The sequence below is a fragment of the Aureimonas psammosilenae genome, assembly GCF_009176975.1.
GTDB lineage: Bacteria > Pseudomonadota > Alphaproteobacteria > Rhizobiales > Rhizobiaceae > Plantimonas > Plantimonas psammosilenae.
The window spans coordinates 273,690-289,421 of sequence record NZ_WEZG01000001.1 but is presented as its reverse complement, the minus strand read 5'-3'; the positions used below and the strand labels follow the sequence as shown (position 1 = coordinate 289,421).

At 67.4% G+C, this 15,732-nt stretch carries 11 protein-coding genes; 5 read left to right on the top strand and 6 right to left on the bottom strand.

Annotated elements, in window-relative coordinates; translation table 11 throughout:
• Both F9929_RS01355 and F9929_RS01350 read right to left on the bottom strand, forming a co-directional pair.
• Nucleotides 1-315 (bottom strand): DUF2218 domain-containing protein, encoded by a 315-nt coding sequence (locus F9929_RS01355; RefSeq protein ID WP_152044727.1) that lies wholly within the window; start codon nucleotides 313-315, stop codon nucleotides 1-3.
• A gap of 13 nt (nucleotides 316-328) precedes the next feature.
• Nucleotides 329-889, bottom strand: coding sequence for a PadR family transcriptional regulator (locus F9929_RS01350; RefSeq protein ID WP_152044726.1), 561 nt, complete (start codon nucleotides 887-889; stop codon nucleotides 329-331).
• 203 nt (nucleotides 890-1,092) lie between these two features.
• On the opposite strand from F9929_RS01350, the gene F9929_RS01345 reads away from it, so the two are divergent.
• Nucleotides 1,093-2,076, top strand: a complete 984-nt coding sequence (locus tag F9929_RS01345) for an ABC transporter substrate-binding protein (protein WP_152044725.1) — start codon at nucleotides 1,093-1,095, stop codon at nucleotides 2,074-2,076.
• A gap of 9 nt (nucleotides 2,077-2,085) precedes the next feature.
• Nucleotides 2,086-3,786 carry an ABC transporter permease gene (locus tag F9929_RS01340; RefSeq protein WP_152044724.1) on the top strand — a complete coding sequence of 567 codons (1,701 nt, stop codon included), beginning with the start codon at nucleotides 2,086-2,088 and terminating at the stop codon, nucleotides 3,784-3,786.
• Nucleotides 3,787-3,789: 3 nt separating this feature from the next.
• On the opposite strand, the gene F9929_RS01335 is transcribed toward F9929_RS01340, so the two are convergent.
• Together F9929_RS01335 and F9929_RS01330 are read right to left on the bottom strand one after the other, a co-directional pair.
• On the bottom strand, nucleotides 3,790-4,812 hold the full coding sequence (locus tag F9929_RS01335) for an ABC transporter ATP-binding protein (protein WP_328595975.1): 1,023 nt from the start codon (nucleotides 4,810-4,812) through the stop codon (nucleotides 3,790-3,792).
• Between the two features lie 112 nt (nucleotides 4,813-4,924).
• Nucleotides 4,925-7,114 carry an esterase-like activity of phytase family protein gene (locus tag F9929_RS01330; protein ID WP_235918935.1) on the bottom strand — a complete coding sequence of 730 codons (2,190 nt, stop codon included), beginning with the start codon at nucleotides 7,112-7,114 and terminating at the stop codon, nucleotides 4,925-4,927.
• Nucleotides 7,115-7,273: 159 nt separating this feature from the next.
• On the opposite strand from F9929_RS01330, the gene F9929_RS01325 reads away from it, so the two are divergent.
• From F9929_RS01325 to htpG, 3 genes are all read left to right on the top strand, one after another.
• Nucleotides 7,274-8,632, top strand: coding sequence for an esterase-like activity of phytase family protein (locus F9929_RS01325; RefSeq protein WP_152044722.1), 1,359 nt, complete (start codon nucleotides 7,274-7,276; stop codon nucleotides 8,630-8,632).
• A 123-nt stretch (nucleotides 8,633-8,755) separates the two neighbouring features.
• Complete coding sequence (locus F9929_RS01320) at nucleotides 8,756-10,480, top strand: dihydroxyacetone kinase family protein (RefSeq protein ID WP_152044721.1); 1,725 nt, start codon at nucleotides 8,756-8,758, stop codon at nucleotides 10,478-10,480.
• A gap of 74 nt (nucleotides 10,481-10,554) precedes the next feature.
• The gene (gene htpG, locus F9929_RS01315; protein WP_152044720.1) at nucleotides 10,555-12,441 is read left to right on the top strand and encodes a molecular chaperone HtpG; all 1,887 of its coding nucleotides are present in this window, start codon (nucleotides 10,555-10,557) and stop codon (nucleotides 12,439-12,441) included.
• Between the two features lie 11 nt (nucleotides 12,442-12,452).
• Here the strand turns inward: htpG and F9929_RS01310 are convergent, their stop codons facing one another.
• Both F9929_RS01310 and F9929_RS01305 read right to left on the bottom strand, forming a co-directional pair.
• A complete protein-coding gene (locus F9929_RS01310) occupies nucleotides 12,453-13,793 on the bottom strand; it encodes a sigma-54-dependent transcriptional regulator (RefSeq protein ID WP_152044719.1) in 1,341 nt (446 codons plus the stop codon).
• Nucleotides 13,790-15,571 carry a sensor histidine kinase gene (locus tag F9929_RS01305; RefSeq protein WP_193227565.1) on the bottom strand — a complete coding sequence of 594 codons (1,782 nt, stop codon included), beginning with the start codon at nucleotides 15,569-15,571 and terminating at the stop codon, nucleotides 13,790-13,792. Before F9929_RS01305 ends, F9929_RS01310 begins: the two co-directional genes overlap by 4 nt.
• Nucleotides 15,572-15,732 lie beyond the last annotated feature (161 nt).

The following is a 15,732-nucleotide window of genomic DNA, read 5'->3' as shown; positions in this document are numbered from 1 at the left end:
TCAGGCGGGCTGCCAGCGGATCGCGAGTTCCTCGCGAAAGGCGAAGCGCACCAGATGGCGGTCGATCACGTCCTTCAACTGGGCGAGTTCGGCCTCGCTCGGGGCATCGGCCGCCATATGCAGCGTTCCGCCTTCCGCGCGGAGACGGCATTCGCCGATCTGGAATGTGATGCGCCCCGCGGTCTCGTCGAAGGACGCGGGAATCTTGTGAGAGAAATGCTTGCAGAGCTGCTGGAGATAGCGGCTCGCATGCTCGGTCGCGACCTCGGTGACCGCGTTGTGGCGTCCGGCCACGGGTTCGATGCCTTCGCTCATTGGGTGTCCCTTTCTATCGGTTACGCTCGACGGCGCGGGCGGCTTCGTCGAGCACGGCGGCGACCGCTTCGGCATGGTCGGGGCTCAAGGGGCCTTCGCGAAGGCGCAGGCGAAGGGCGAGCTTCAGGTTTTCCATGGCACGCAGCACCGGCGGCGGCAGGTCGGGACGGCCGCGCGGCCCACCTTCGCCCCCGCGCGCCAGAAGCTCATCGGCCGCCGTCCGGTTGAGGACAAGAAAGGCCTCCCCTTCCCCCGTCACGCGGTAGCTCTTGCGGTTGCCGCCTTCGGCTTCCACCGCCGCGTAGCCCATGTCCTCCAGCCAGGAAAGCGTCGGATAGATGACGCCGGGGCTCGGGCTGTAGCTGCCGCCGAACTTCTCCTCGATGTCCTTGATGAGTTCGTAGCCATGGCGGGGACGTTCGGCCAGCATGGCGAGAACCAGAAGCCGAAGGTCGCCGTAGTCGAAGAGACGCCCTCCCATGCGCCCGCCGCGCCGGTGCCGCCCGCCCTCCACGCCCTCGTGATGACGGCCATGGTCGTGATGATGATCGGGGTGATGATGATCATGTTTCATGGAGCCGATATAAATCTCGACATAACGCAAATCAAGACATATCGAGATATATGTCGCATTGTTCATGGAGCTCGGCGGAAGCCCGCTCGGCCCGTTCACGAAACCCTTCGTCAAACTGTCACGGTTGTCGTAATAGGCCTCGCGGCGCACCCTTCGCCGAAAGCCCGGCAGGGCCCCAGCGATTCCAACCGGAGTTCAGCCCCATGAACCGTCGCCTCGGCGTTCTCGGCGTCCTTCTCGCCACCCTCGTCTCGACCGCGCCCGCTTTCGCGCAAAGCTCCAAGCTCGTTCTTTACACGAGCCAGCCGAACGAGGACGCGCAGGCCACCGTCGACGCCTTCAAGGCCAAGCATCCCGAGATCGCGGTGGAATGGGTGCGCGACGGCACCACCAAGATGGTGGCGAAACTCCAGGCGGAGTTCGCCGGCGGCAACCCGCAGCCGGACGTGCTTCTGATCGCCGACAGCGTGACCATGGAAGGGCTGAAGCGCGACGACCGCCTCATGCCCTTCGAAGCGGCGGACGTTTCCGGCTTCAAGCCGGCGTTGTTCGACGCGGCCAAGACCTACTTCTCCACCAAGCTCATCACCACGGGCTTTGTCGCCAACACCGCCGCGGAAGGCGCGCCGGCGACCTGGAAGGATCTCGCCAAGCCGGAATTCAAAGGGCAGGTGACGATGCCGAGCCCGCTGACGTCGGGCGCAGCGCTCGTTCATGTCGCGACGCTCGCGCAAGATCCGCAATTCGGCTGGTCCTATCTGGAAGCCCTCGCCAAGAACGGCACCACGGCCTCGGGCGGTAACGGCGCCGTGTTGAAGTCGGTGGCCGGCGGCGAAAAGGCCTATGGCGTCATCGTCGATTATCTGCCGATCCGCGAAGCCACCAAGGGCTCGCCGGTGAAGTTCGTGTTCCCGACGGAAGGCGTGTCGGCCGTGACCGAGCCGGTCGCGATCCTGAAGACGGCGAAGAACGTCGAGGGCGCCAAGGCCTTCGTGAACTTCCTCCTCAGCGAAGACGGCCAGAAGCTTGCCGCGAAGCAGGGCTACCTTCCGGCCCGCGACGGCGTCGAGCCGCCGGCCGGCTTCCCGTCCGTCGCCAGCATCAAGCTCCTGCCTTTCGATGCGGCCAAAGCCCTCGCCGACGAGACGGAAAACAAGAAGCGCTTTTCCGAACTATTCGGCGGCTGAGTTCAAGGTTTGCCAGCTTCGAGACAGGCCGACGCGGGCGAGCGGCTGATTCTTCTCGCCACCGTCGGCTTCGTGGCGCTCGTCAGCGTCGTTCCGCTCGCGCGGCTCCTTTGGGAAGCCTTCGCGCCGGGCGGGCGGCTCGACACGGGCGTTCTCGCCTCCGTTCTATCCTCGCGCTCGACCTGGATCGCCGCCTGGCATTCGGTGAAGACGGCGGTTCTGGGTTCGGCGATTTCGCTTGTCCTCGGCGGCGCCTTCGCCTGTCTCGTGGTCCTGTTCGATCTCAGGGCCAAGGGCGCACTCGTCTTCGCCTTCCTGACCCCGCTGATGATCCCGCCGCAAATCTCCGCGCTTGCCTTCGCGCAGCTCGGCGGCCCGGCGAGCCCGCTGCTTCGAACCTTGGGCCTTGCCCCCAAGCTCGGCACGCCGAACCCGTTCTTCAGCGAGGCAGGCATCGTCCTCGTTCTCGGCATCCAGCATGCGCCTCTGGTGTTTCTGGCCGTCAGAACGGCGCTGCGCGCCCTGCCGCGCGAGCAGATCGAGGCGGCGCGCGCGTCGGGCGCCGGACGGCTTTTCACCTTGCGCACCGTGATCCTGCCCTTGATGACGCCGGCTCTTGTCGCGGGCGGTGCGCTCGCCTTCGTGTCGGCGATCGGCAATTTTGGCATTCCCGCCTTTCTCGGCATCCCGGCCGGCTACACGGTGCTGCCGACTCTCATCTATCAGCGCCTCGCGAGCTTCGGGCCGAGCATCATCGCGGAAGCCGCCGTTCTGTCGATCCTGATCGGGTGCCTCGCCGCCCTGGGCTTTGCCGTTCAGGCCTTGATGCTGCGCCGCCGCGATTTTCGCCTCGCCGGATCGGCGCGAGCGGACGCGCATTTTCCGCTGCGCCATTGGCGCCTGCCGGCCGAGCTCCTCGCCTGGGGAGTGATCGCGCTGATCCTCGTCGCGCCGTTGTCCGGGCTTCTCGCCACCTCGCTCGTTACCGCCTATGGCGTGCCGCTTTCATCCGCCACGGTGACGCTCCAGAACTTCGCCGAGGTTTTGTTCCGGCAGGACGCGACGGTTCGCGCCTTCCGCAACTCCTTCCTGCTGGCGGGCGGGGCGGCGCTGTTCCTGATGTGCGTCGCCGTGCCCTTCGCCTATCTCGTCACCTGGAAGCGCGGGCGGCTGGCCAGCGCGCTCAACATGGCCGCCGAGGTGCCCTACGCCCTGCCCGGCATCGTTCTCGGCATCGCGGCGATCCTTCTTTTCATCCGCCCGCTGCCGCTTCTCGGCGTCTCGCTCTACAACACGATCTGGATCATCTTCCTCGCCTATCTGGCGCGCTTTCTGGTTCTGGCGGCGCGGCCCGTGGCGGCATCGCTTCTCCAGATCGACCGCGCGCTGGAGGAAGCGGCGCGCATGACCGGCGCGGGCTTCGCCTTTCGCCTCCGAACGGTGGTCGTGCCGCTTCTCGCCCCCGCGACGGCGGCGGGCGGGCTGCTTGTCTTCATGACGGCGTTCAACGAGTTGACGGTCTCGGCGCTTCTTTGGTCGGCCGGCAACGAAACGCTCGGTGTCGTCGTGTTCAATCTGGAAGACGCAGGGCGCAGCGTCCTGGCCGCCGCCGTGTCGGTCGTCAGCGTCGCGGTGACGGTGGCGCTGATGCTGCTCGCCTCGGTCTTGGGCAAGCGCCTGCCGCCCGGCACCGTGCCCTGGCGCAACTGAGCTTCACGCAGCCCGCTCGGCCGAGGCGATCTCGTCCGGCATCAGCCAGCCGTCGCAAACCACCACGCGAACCGGCGTTCCGGGCGGCAACGGCGCGTCGTTCGACACGAGAAGCTCGACATCCGGCTTGTTTTCCGGCGAAACCGCGAGAACGGCGCGCGCCCCGGTGAAGCGGCAAGCGCGGACGCTGGCGGCAAAGCCTTCGCCGAGGCGCAGGTCCTCCGCGCGAAGGCAAAGCCGGCCCGCGCCCATTCCAACCGTCCTTTCGCCGGCCCGCACGAGCGCCGGCACACCGAACAGGGACACCCGCATCCGCCCGTTCTCGGCGCGGCCGAGCACCGTGCAGTCCACCACGCGGCCATTGCCGACGAAGCGCGCCACGGTCTCGTTGGCGGGCTCGGCATGGAGGATCGCCGGCGCGCTGGCCTGGAGCAGCCGGCCGCGATCCATCACGGCGATGCGGTCGGCCATGGCCATGGCCTCGCTCTGGTCGTGCGTCACATAGACCATGGTCGCCCCGGTGCGCCGGTGGAAGGCCGAGAAGGTTTCCTCCATCGACGCGCGAAGGTGAACGTCGAGATTGGCGAGCGGCTCGTCGAGAAGCACCACGGAGGGCTCCATCGCAAGGCAGCGGGCGAGCGCGACGCGCTGGCGCTGACCGCCGGACAGATCGGCCGGACGACGGTTCTCGAAGCCTGATAGATCCACCGCCGCCAAAGCCTCGGCCACACGTGCAGCCTTGGCAGAACCCTTCACACCCCGCACCCGGAGCGGATAGCCGACATTCTCGGCGACGCTCATATGCGGCCAAAGGGCGTAGGACTGGAAGACGATGGCGACGTTGCGTTTTTCGGGGGGCACGTCGATCCCCTCCCCGGCCACTGGCCGGCCGTCGAAGAGGATGCGGCCAGTGCTCGGGGACTCGAAACCGGCGATCATGCGAAGAAGCGTGGTCTTGCCGCAGCCCGACGCCCCGAGGAGCGCCAGGAACTCGCCCTGGCGGATATGGAGCGACACGTCGCTCACGACCGCCTCGCTCCCGAAATTTTTCGTCAGATTCCGGATGTCGATGGCCGACACGCGCCCTCGCTTCGCAGATGAGCAGCCGGCGGCTCCGCACCGCCGGCAATCCCAAGTCTCAGTTGGCGGCGAGCTTGTCCAGCGTCAGGAACACGGTCTCGCCGGAAGAATCGTCGACGCCGTCATTGTCGGTGACGATGTAAGCCTTGCCGTCCGGCGCGATGGCGAAGCCCTCGACCTTGTCAACGACATAGCCGCCGCCGGCCTTCAGGTCGGGCAGAAGATCGCGCACGGTCTCTTTGCTGACCACCGGCAGCGTTTCGCCGAGCTTTGCCGGCTTCATTTCCGCCAAGGCGACGCGGGTGATGGTCTTCAGCTTCGCGGCCTGCCCGATGCGGTTGTCGCGCTCAATGAAATAAGCGTGGTCGCCGTGAAGGGCGATCTCGGACAAACCGACCCAGCCGCCCTTGCCTTCGGCCTTTTCCAAAGGATAGGCGACCGCGCCCCATTCCTTGGTCTTCAGATCATAAGCGAGGAGCTTCGTCGTGTTCTTCTCGTCATCCTTCCAAGGGCGCTGGACGGCGATCCAGAGCGTGTCGCCGTTTTTCGCGATGCCTTCCGCGCCGAAGCGCGTTTCGCCTTGGAGAAGCGTTTTGGGAAAGTCCACGGTTTCCATCACCGCACCCTTGGCATCGACGTGAACGAGGCGGTGCGGCACTTCCTTTTTGGCATCGCCCTCGCTCGCCAGCCAGAAACCGCCGGCATCATCATTGGCGATGCCCTCGATATCCATCTTCGCTGCGGGCTTGCCATCCATCGTCACCGGCATCGCATCCACGATGCGGGCGGGCTTGGCCGAAGCGTCGATCGTGTAGATCGTCGGCATCGCCTTGTAGACCGAATCGCTGACGGCATGGAGGCGCATCGGGTTGGACGGATCGACGGAAAGGCCCGACAAAGCGCCCCAGCCGATCGGATGGCCGTCCTTTTCGGTCGATACAAGCTGCGGATAAAGCGGCGTCCCCTCGCCGCGCTCGTAGATCATGACATGGGAGCGGGCCGCGCCGTCCTCCACCAGATCGGCCTCGTTGGCGGTGGCCAGAAGATTGCGCGAGGGAATCGCGACCGCGCCTTCCGGCGAAACGCCGGAAGGGAGGAGCTGCAGGAACTGCGGCGCGGCTCCCGTATCCTTGTAGACGCCGACCACGGAGCCGCGCTCGGCCAGAACGAAGATCAGCGTGTCCTCGCCGAATTTCGCGACTTCCAGGCCTTCGGGCTCGATGCCCTTGGCGTCCGAGCGCTTGTCCGGATAGTGTCCGGCCTCCGCCGCCTTCATCTCGAGGCTCGGGCCGGACTCGTAGGCGACCGTGCCGTCACGCTTGAAGATGGTGAAGCCGCGCGTGCCGCCCTTCCAATCGCCCTCGTTGGCGGTGACGAGCCGGTCGGTGCCCAGCCACTTCACGGCGTCGGGCTCGCGCGGCCGCGCCTCGATCGTGTCGGTGAAGGAAAGAGCACCGTCGTCCTCCGCGTCGACGCCGTCGAGCGCCACCGAGCCGGCGGAGAAATGGCCGGTGACCTTGCCCGTGCGCCCGTCGACGATCGCGACATGGTCGTTTTCCTGCAGCGTCACCGCGATCTCGTCGTCGGAATTGAACGAGACGAATTCCGGCTCCGGGTCTTCCGGCGCGATCGCGGCGATGCCGGAAAGATCGACCTTCTTCATCGACGCGCAGTCCGGCGCTCCGTCCTTCAACGCCAGAATGGCGAGAAAGCCCGCCGGCGCCTGCGGCAGGGCGCCGTCGTTCACGTCCTCGTCGCGCTCGTTCTCGATCGCGACGGCCAGAAGCGACTTGTCCGGCGACACGGCGACGGAGTCCGGCTGGCCGCCGAGATCGCAGGTCTCGCCGACGCTTTTCGTGGACAAATCCACCACGGACAAGCGGCCGGAAGGGCTGGCCTTCGTTTCAGACGTGTTGACCGCGACGAGCGCTTTCCCGCCGAGCACCGTGACGGAAGTCGGCTCGCCGTCCATATCCACGAAGCCGCCGGCCTTCGGGGCTTTGGGGTCGGCAATGTCGATGAGGCCGATGCCGCCGAGCGGGCTGTCGGAATATACCAGAAGCCGGCCGTCCTCGCTGGCCGCAATGATCTCGGCCGAGGTCTTGGCGGAGGCATCCTTTCCCTTCGGCATGTTGTCCGTCACCGCGAAGGACGCGACGCGGTTGAACGCCGGGTCGGCGAAAGCTGCGAGCGCGGAGGACGCCAGGAGCGCCAAAGCGAAGGGAAGAACGGTTGAGCGGACCGGCACGGGCTGGAAACTCCTGGCGAATTTGCGTGTCGCCGCCTCCTTTCAGCCGCTTGTTACAGGAGGATGACAGCGGTTCCCGAAGCTCGGCATTAACAAGTCATCGCCCTGTCATCCAAATCTGGCTCTGGTCCCGCCGCTTCCATCCGGGACCTGCCAGCTATGAAACCGATTCTTCTGTCCAGCGCCGCGCTTCTTCTCGGCCTGTCAGCCGCCTTCGCCCAATCGCCGGAGGGCGAAGCCTTTCCGGCGGTGCTCGCCGGCCAGGCCGTTCTGCCCGCCACGACCACGGTCGCAGCGCCGGCCGACGCGCCGGAATTTCTGCGCCAAGCCGGCAAGTTCTCGACGCCCGACCGCAAGCGCACGACCGAACTCGGCGCGGCCAAAGGGAAAGATGGCATCCGCCCGACCGGCGCGGGCCTGCCGGTGGACGGCCAGTCCGTTCAAGGCTTTTCCGGCATCCGCCGCATGGCGGACGGCACGTTCTGGACCATGTCCGACAACGGCTTCGGCTCCAAGGCGAACTCCGCCGACGCCACCTTGATGCTGCATCACATCGCGATCGACTGGAAAACGAACGAGGTCGAGCGGAAGGAGACCGTCTTCCTGTCAGATCCGAACAAGATCGCGCCCTTCCCGATCGCCATGGAAGGCAGCGACAAGCGTTATCTCACCGGCGCCGACTTCGACGTGGAATCGATCCAGCCGGTGGAGGGCGGCTTCTTCGTCGGCGAGGAGTTCGGCCCCTATCTCCTCCGGTTCGACCGGGAGGGCCGCCTTCAGTCCGTCCATGCCACCCGCGTCGGCGAGATGGAGGTGAAGTCGCCGGACAATCCGACGCTCGGCCTCCCCGCCGACCCGACGAAGCCGCTGCCGTCCTTCAACCTGAAGCGCTCCGGCGGCTTCGAGGGCCTCGCGATGTCGCCGGACGGCGCGCATCTCTACGGCCTTCTGGAAGGCCCGCTCTTCCGGGACGGCGCGGCGGAAAAGACCGAGGACGGTCGCACGGGCCTGCGCATCGTGGAGTTCGACACCAAAAAGGGCGACTGGACCGGACGATCCTGGATCTACCCGCTGGCGGGAGGGGGCGAGGCCATCGGCGACTTCAACATGCTGGACGCTTCCACCGCGCTCGTGATCGAGCGCGACAACGGCGCGGGTCGCGAGAGCGGCGCTTGCGCGGGCGAAGCCAAACCCGATTGCTTCGCGACCCCTGCCAAGCTGAAGCGGATCGTCAAGATCGAGATGGCCGAGGCGAATGTCGGCAAGCCCGTCCGCAAGATCGGGTACATCGACCTTCTCGCGATCAAGGACCCGCAGGGCCTGGCCAAGCAAGGCGGCCATGACGGGCTCTACGACATGCCTTTCGTGACCATCGAGAATGTCGACCGCGTGGACGACACGCATATCGTGGTGGCCAACGACAACAACTTCCCCTTCTCCGCCGGCCGCGAAGTCAACAAGACGGACGACAACGAGTTCGTGCTTCTCAGCGTGCCGGAGTTCCTCGAGGCGAAGTAACGGGCACGACCAAGCGGGCCTTCGGCCGGGAGCCGTCTTCTAAATCCCGGCTGCGCCCTTGGTGTCGGCGGGATGCGCGGCAGATATCACCGTTCGCTTCCCGCCGGCCGAGAAGGTGCCCGCATGACGTTCATCCACGACGAACCGGATCGTTTCGCCGCTGCGGCCCTGGAAGGCTTCTGCGACGCCCATCCCCGCCTCGTGCATCACGTTCGCGGCGGGGCCGTGCGCGCCACGCAAACGCCGCCGGGCAAGGTCGCGCTGGTGATCGGCGGCGGTTCCGGCCATTATCCGGCCTTCGCCGGCTATGTCGGCGCGGGCTTTGCCGACGCGACGGTGGCCGGCGATGTCTTCGCCTCGCCCTCCACGCAAAGCGTCGCGCGCATCTGCCGTCTCGCGCACAAGGGCGGCGGCGTGCTTCTCGGCTTCGGCAACTATGCCGGCGACGTCCTGAATTTCGGCGCGGCGGCCGAACGGCTGCGCGGCGAAGGGATCGACGTTCGCATCCTCGCCGTCACCGACGATGTGGCGAGCGCGCCGGCGGAAACGCCCGAGCTTCGGCGCGGCGTCGCGGGCGACGTGCCGGTGTTCAAGATCGCGGGCGCGGGGGCGGAAGCCGGCCTGTCGCTGGACGAGGTGGAGCGCCTTTCCCGCCACGCCAACCGACGCACGGTGTCGCTCGGCATCGCCTTTTCAGGCTGCCGCCTGCCCGGCGCGGACGGGCCGCTCTTCACGGTGGAGCGGAACAGGGTGGCGGTCGGCCTCGGCATCCATGGAGAGCCCGGCATTCGGGAAGAAGCCGCGATGCCCGCCGCAAAACTCGCCGAGCTTCTGGTGGCCCCGCTTCTCGCCGAGCGCCCGGACGGGGCGGGAAACCGCGTCGCGGCGATCCTCAACGGCCTCGGGGCCACGAAATACGAGGAACTGTTCGTGTTGTGGGGGCATGTGGCGCGCCTCCTTCGGGCCGAGGGGCTGACCTTGGTGGAGCCGGAAGTCGGCGAGTTCGTCACCAGTCTCGACATGGCCGGTTGCTCCCTGACGCTGACCTGGCTCGATGACGAGCTGGAGCCGCTTTGGTGCGCGCCCGCCGACACGGCGGCGTTCAAGCGCGGGACGATCGCCCCCGCCGCGAGGGCGCCCGCCCCTTCGGAGGAAGAGGAAACCGTTTCCTTCGCCCCGGCCGGTGAGCCTTCGCGCATGGCGGCGGTTCGCGCGGTTTCGATCCTCGAAAATATCGCGGCGGCGCTTGCCGAGGCGGAGGACGAGCTAGGCCTCCTCGACGCGGTGGCCGGCGACGGCGACCACGGCCATGGCATGCGGCGCGGCTCGGTCGCCGCGTTGAGCGCCGCGCGCAAAGCGCTCGATGCCGGGGCCGGCGCGGGCTCGGTTCTGTCCCATGCGGGGGATGGCTGGGCCGACACGGCCGGCGGCACGTCGGGCGCGATCTGGGGCCTGATCCTGCGCGCGTTCGGAACGAAGCTCGGCGACCGCGATGCCCCCGACGCCGCCCGGATCGGCGAAGGCGCACGCGCCGCGCTGGACGCCGTCACGGCGCTCGGCGGCGCCCGGCCCGGCGACAAGACGCTGGTGGATGCTCTCGTGCCCCTCGTGGAAGCGTTTTGCGCCCGCATCCAGGCCGGCGACGATCTGCGAACCGCTTGGCAGGCCGGGGCCGATGCCGCCACGCGCGCGGCCGACGAGACGGCGAAGCTTCGCCCGCGCCTCGGCCGGGCGCGGCCGCTCGCCGAAAAAAGCCTCGGCCATCCCGATCCGGGCGCGGTTTCGCTCGCCCTTTGCGCCCGAACCGCCGCCGAGGCGCTGGGGGCAAAGGCGGAAGGCAAGGCTTGAAAGCGACTTGAACTTTCAGCGCGGCGCGGCCATCTGGCGGCTCGACCCACCGATCAGGAACCCAGCCCACGCCCATGAGCGCCGCCACCGAGACGAACGCCACCACACGGCCCTTCGAGGCCGATGTCGCCAAGCTCCTGCACCTGATGGTGCATTCGGTTTATTCCGAAAAGGACGTGTTCTTCCGCGAGCTCATCGCCAACGCGGCAGATGCCTGCGAGAAACTGCGCTACGAGGCCCTGTCGGACGGCTCGCTCCTCGGTGAGGACCCCGACCTTCGCATCACCTTGACCCTCGACCCGGAAAACCGCCGCCTGTCCGTCGAGGACAACGGCATCGGCATGAGCGAGGCCGAGCTGACCGACGCGCTCGGCACCATCGCGCGCTCCGGCACCAAGGCCTTCATGGAGCGCGTTTCCGGGCAGAAGGAAGGCGAGAACAGCCAGTTCATCGGCCAGTTCGGCGTCGGCTTCTATTCCGCCTTCATGGCCGCCGACAAGGTGGACGTCGTGTCCCGCCGCGCCGGGTCGCAGGAAGCCTCCCTTTGGTCCTCCGACGGCCTCGGCACCTATTCGCTTTCCGCCATCGATCTCGGCGAAGCGCCCGCGCGCGGCACCCGCGTCACCCTTCACCTGAAGGAGGACGCAGCGACATTTGCGGAAAGCTACACGGCCGAGCATACGGTCAAGGAACAGTCCGGCCACGTGCCGGTGCCGATCTTCCTGCGCGAGAAGCCGGACGCCGAACCCAAGCGCATCACCGACGGCACCGCCTTGTGGACACGCCCGAAAAGCGAGATCGATGCGCAGGAATATACCGACTTCTATCGCAGCCTCGCCGGCCAGTTCGACGATCCGGCCCTGACGCTCCATTACCGCGCCGAAGGCGTGCAGGAATATTCCGTTCTCGCCTTCGTGCCCGGCTCCAAGCCTTTCGATCTCTTCGACCCCGACCGCGCGGGCCGGATGAAGCTTTATGTGCGGCGCGTCTTCATCACCGACGAGGCTGAAATCCTGCCGCGATACCTGCGCTTCGTGCGCGGCCTCGTGGACTCCAGCGACCTGCCGCTCAACGTGTCGCGCGAGATGATCCAGGAAAGCCGCGCGCTCGGCCTCATCCGCAAGGGCGTCGCCAACCGCGTCCTGTCCGAGATGAACAAGCTCACTGAAAAGGACGCGCCGGCCTACACAAGGGTCTGGGAGAATTTCGGCCCGGTTCTGAAGGAAGGCCTCTACGAGGACTTCGAGCGCCGCGACACCCTTCTCGCGCTGTCACGCTTCAAGACCACGGCGTCGGGCGGTGAATGGCGTTCGCTGAAGGACTACGTGGCGGCGATGAAGGAGGGCCAGAGCGCGATCTACTTTGCCACCGGCACCGATCTCGATCGCCTTGCCTCCTCGCCGCAGATCGAGGGTTTCCGCGCCCGCGGGATCGAGGTTCTGCTTCTCACCGATCAGGTGGATTCATTCTGGGTGACGTCCGGCCTGGACTTCGAGGGCAAGCCCTTGAAGTCGGCGACGCAGGGGCTCGCCGATCTCGGCTCGATCCCGCTCAGCGAAGGCGAGGCCGCGCCCGCGCCGGCCTCCGAGGAAGCCTCGAGCTTCATCGCCTTCGTGAAGTCGACGCTCGGCGACATCGTGTCGGACGTGCGCGCGTCCGACCGCCTGACGACCAGCGCGGTCTGCCTCGTCGCGCCGGAAACCGGCATGGACCGCCAGCTCGAACGGCTTCTCGCCAGCGCCGGACGGCTCGATAAGGCGGCCAAGCCCATCCTGGAGATCAATCCGCGCCACGACCTCGTGGAGCGGCTGAGCCGGCTGGGAGACACCGAGACGGGCTTGCGCGAGGATGCGGCCCATCTCCTTTTCGACGAAGCGCGCATTGCGGACGGCGAAGCGCCGCTCGACCCGCGCGGCTTCTCGGACCGGCTCGCCCGCGTCCTGTCCCGCGCGGCGGGCTGATCCCCAGGCGTTCAGCGAAAATCCTTCGGCGCCAGACCGTGGCGCTGAAGCTTGTCGTAGAAGGTCTTGCGCGGCAGTTTGAGTTCATCGACGGCGGCCTGCACGTCGCCGCGATGGCGCGCCAGCGTTTCGCGCAGGACTCCCGCCTCGTAGCGCGCCACCTGTTCGGCAAGACCCCCTCCTTCCGCAGCGCTCTCGATCCGCACCTCCTCGCGCGGCTCTATCCCCAAGGCCACCCGCTCGGCGAAATGCACGAGTTCGCGCACGTTGCCGGGCCAGTCGTGGCGCATCAGGCGGTCACGCAGAGCGGGCGTGAGCGGCGGCGCTTCGCGGCGAAAGCGCGTCGCCGCCCGCGACAGGAAGTGCATGAAAAGAAGCGGGATGTCGTCGCGCCGCTCGCGAAGCGAGGGAATGCGCAAGGTGACGACGTTCAGCCGATAATAAAGATCCTCGCGGAAATCGCCGCGCTGCGCGGGGTCGGAAAGATCGACCTTCACCGCCGCGACGACCCTAAGATCCACGTTGCGCGTTTCGTTGAGCCCGAGCGGGGCGACTTCCCGCGCTTCCAGAACGCGCAGGAGCTTCACCTGAAGCGCGGGCGGCATGGATTCCAGTTCGTCCAGGAACAGCGTGCCCCCGTCGGCATGCTCGATGCGCCCGATGCGCTTGCGATCCGCCCCGGTGAAAGCCCCGCGCTCGTGGCCGAAAAGCTCGGACTCCATGGTGGATTCGGGGAGCGCACCGCAGTTGAGGACGACATAGGGTTTCGCCGCGCGAGGGCTGAGATCGTGGATGAGTTGCGCCACGACCTCCTTGCCCGTGCCCGTTTCGCCCTCGATCAGGACATCCACCTCGGCCCCGGCGATCTGCCGGATCGTTTCGCGCAGGCGTTCCATGACGGCCGTGTCGCCGAGAAGCGGCGTGCCGCCGGAGCCGCGCTCGGCGGCCTCGCGCAGACGACGGTTCTCCATCACGAGACGCCGCTTTTCCGCCGCGCGCCCGACACTGAGGAGAAGCCGCTCCCCGGCATAGGGCTTGGCGATGAAATCGTAGACGCCTTCCTGCAAGGCCGCGACCGCCGTTTCGATGTCGCCGTGGCCCGTGACGAGGATCACCGGCAGGTCCGGGTCGCGGCGCTTCAACTCGCGGTGCAGCGTCAGGCCGTTCATGCCGGGCATGCGCAGGTCCGTCACCACGACGCCCTCGAAGCCGGCATCGAGCGCATCCAGCGCGGCTTCCGCCGATGGCAGGGGCAAGGGCTCGTAGCCGGCGAGTTCCAGCGTCTGGACGTTGGCCGCGCGTAAGGTCTCGTCGTCGTCCACGAAGGCGACGGGCAGGCGCTCGTTCGTCATGGTTCCTCCGGTGCTGGGGGAAGACGGATGGTGAAGACCGCGCCGTCCGCGCCGCTCGTGGCGGAAAGCGCGCCGCCGAGTTCGGTGACGATGTCGGAGGAGATGGTGAGGCCGAGGCCCGTGCCCTTGGCCTTCGAGGTGCGGAAAGGCGTGAAAAGCGTCGCCAGCATGTCTTCCGGAATGCCGGGCCCGTTGTCCCGCACCTCGATCTCGACGCTTTCTCCCAAGCGCGACACGGACACCTGGATGCGCCCGTCCTCTCGCCCTTCCAGCGCCTCGACCGCGTTGCGAAGCAAGTTGACGAGAACCTGTTCCAGCCGGATGCGCCCGCCGAGGATCACGGCCTCGCCGCCATGGCTTTGCCGCTCCACCGCGACGCCGCTTTCGCGGATGCGGCTTTTCAGAATCAAAAGCGCGCCGTCGACGATCTCCTCCACCGCCAGGGGCTCAAGCGCGCCCTTGCCGCGCCGGGAGAAGTTGCGCAGCGTTTCCGTGATCGCGGCGATGCGGTCGGTGAGGCCGATCACCGTCTGGAGATTGTGCTCGGTCCGCTCCCCCTGCCCCTTCTGCAGAAAAAGCCTGGCGTTCTCGGCATAGGTGCGGATGGCCGCGAGCGGCTGGTTGATCTCGTGGGCGACGCCGGCCGTGACCTGCCCCAGCGTCGCCAGCCGGTTCGCCTGGGCGAGATCGTCGCGCAAGGAGGCGACGCGCGCTTCCGCCGTTTCGCGCGTCGCGATCTCGCCGGTCAGGCGCGCGTTGGCGCTGGCGAGATCGGCCGTGCGCTCGTGAACGCGCCGCTCCAGTTCGCTCGCCGCGCGCTCCTTTTCGTCGCGTCGCCGGCGGGCAAGGCGCCCGCGCCGAAGGAGAAAGAACGCGCCGGCGACGACAAGCGCCAGAACAAGCGCGGTGACGAGCCGGGCAAGCCCGGCGCTGGCCGCCAGCGCGCCCTCAGCAGACACGAGGAGATGGATTTGCCAGCCCGGCAATCCGCCCGTTGCGGGCGCTTGCGCCAGGGCAAAGCGCTCGGTGCGTCCTTCCGCTTCCGCGAAAACGAGGCCGTTCGATGCCGGAGCCTTGCGAAGCCCGAGCGGGGCCAACGGCGCGTCGCCGAACTGAAGGCTTTCGCGGATGGTCGCCGCTTCGGAAGCCGGAATGGGTCGCACCGCGCGGAACCGCCATTCGGAAAGGCTCGTCGCGACGACGATCCCGCGTCCATCGGTGACGAAGACAGGCTGCCCGCCTTCCCGCCAGTCGGTTTCCACGCCGTCCAGCTCGACCTTGGCGACCACGACGCCGGCCGGGACCTCCTCCCCTTCGATGCGGGCCGAGAAATATACGCCCGGCCGGCGACTGACCGTGCCGAGCGCATATTGCTCGGCGGCTCCTTCCCTCAGGGCATCGAGAAAATAATCGCGGAAGCGATAATCGCTGCCGACGAAGCTCGTCGGCTCGCGCCAGTTCGATGCGGCGACAGCGCGGCCCTGCCCGTCGAGGATGTAGATCACGGCCGCGCGCGTGACGGCGGCCAGCCGCTCCAGCTTGGCGTCGACGGCCGTCAGGCGCGCCGGGTCGCGCGTCGCGAGCGCCGCCTGGATCGAAGGGTCCTCCTTGAGGATCTGCGGCAAGGCGCGCTGTTTCTCGATCTCGCTGCGCAGGGGCGCGAGGGCCGCCGGCAGGCGCGCGGCGGCATCGCTCAAGAGCCGCTCAGCCGTGAAGCGCTGCGCGAGCGCCCCGGCCGCTGCGACGATGGACACGCAAAGCCCGGCGACGAGAAGCACTAAAAGCGCTCGCCTCCCGCCCCGTCGCATCCCGCCCACCGCCTTACCATACCCGCCGCTCGTCATCTGTGCGGAATATCGCACACACGTGGTCGAAAGCGAGCGGAAAACCGCATTCCTGTATCTCGTTCCCTGGTTCACAGGCATCGAGAGCCCTGCAT

Coding starts and splice junctions, on each gene's coding strand:
- F9929_RS01320 (WP_152044721.1), top strand. CDS start 8,756: ATGACGTTCATCCACGACGAACCGGATCGTTTCGCCGCTGCGGCCCTG.
- F9929_RS01325 (WP_152044722.1), top strand. CDS start 7,274: ATGAAACCGATTCTTCTGTCCAGCGCCGCGCTTCTTCTCGGCCTGTCA.
- F9929_RS01350 (WP_152044726.1), bottom strand. CDS start 889: ATGAAACATGATCATCATCACCCCGATCATCATCACGACCATGGCCGT.
- htpG (WP_152044720.1), top strand. CDS start 10,555: ATGAGCGCCGCCACCGAGACGAACGCCACCACACGGCCCTTCGAGGCC.
- F9929_RS01310 (WP_152044719.1), bottom strand. CDS start 13,793: ATGACGAACGAGCGCCTGCCCGTCGCCTTCGTGGACGACGACGAGACC.
- F9929_RS01355 (WP_152044727.1), bottom strand. CDS start 315: ATGAGCGAAGGCATCGAACCCGTGGCCGGACGCCACAACGCGGTCACC.
- F9929_RS01345 (WP_152044725.1), top strand. CDS start 1,093: ATGAACCGTCGCCTCGGCGTTCTCGGCGTCCTTCTCGCCACCCTCGTC.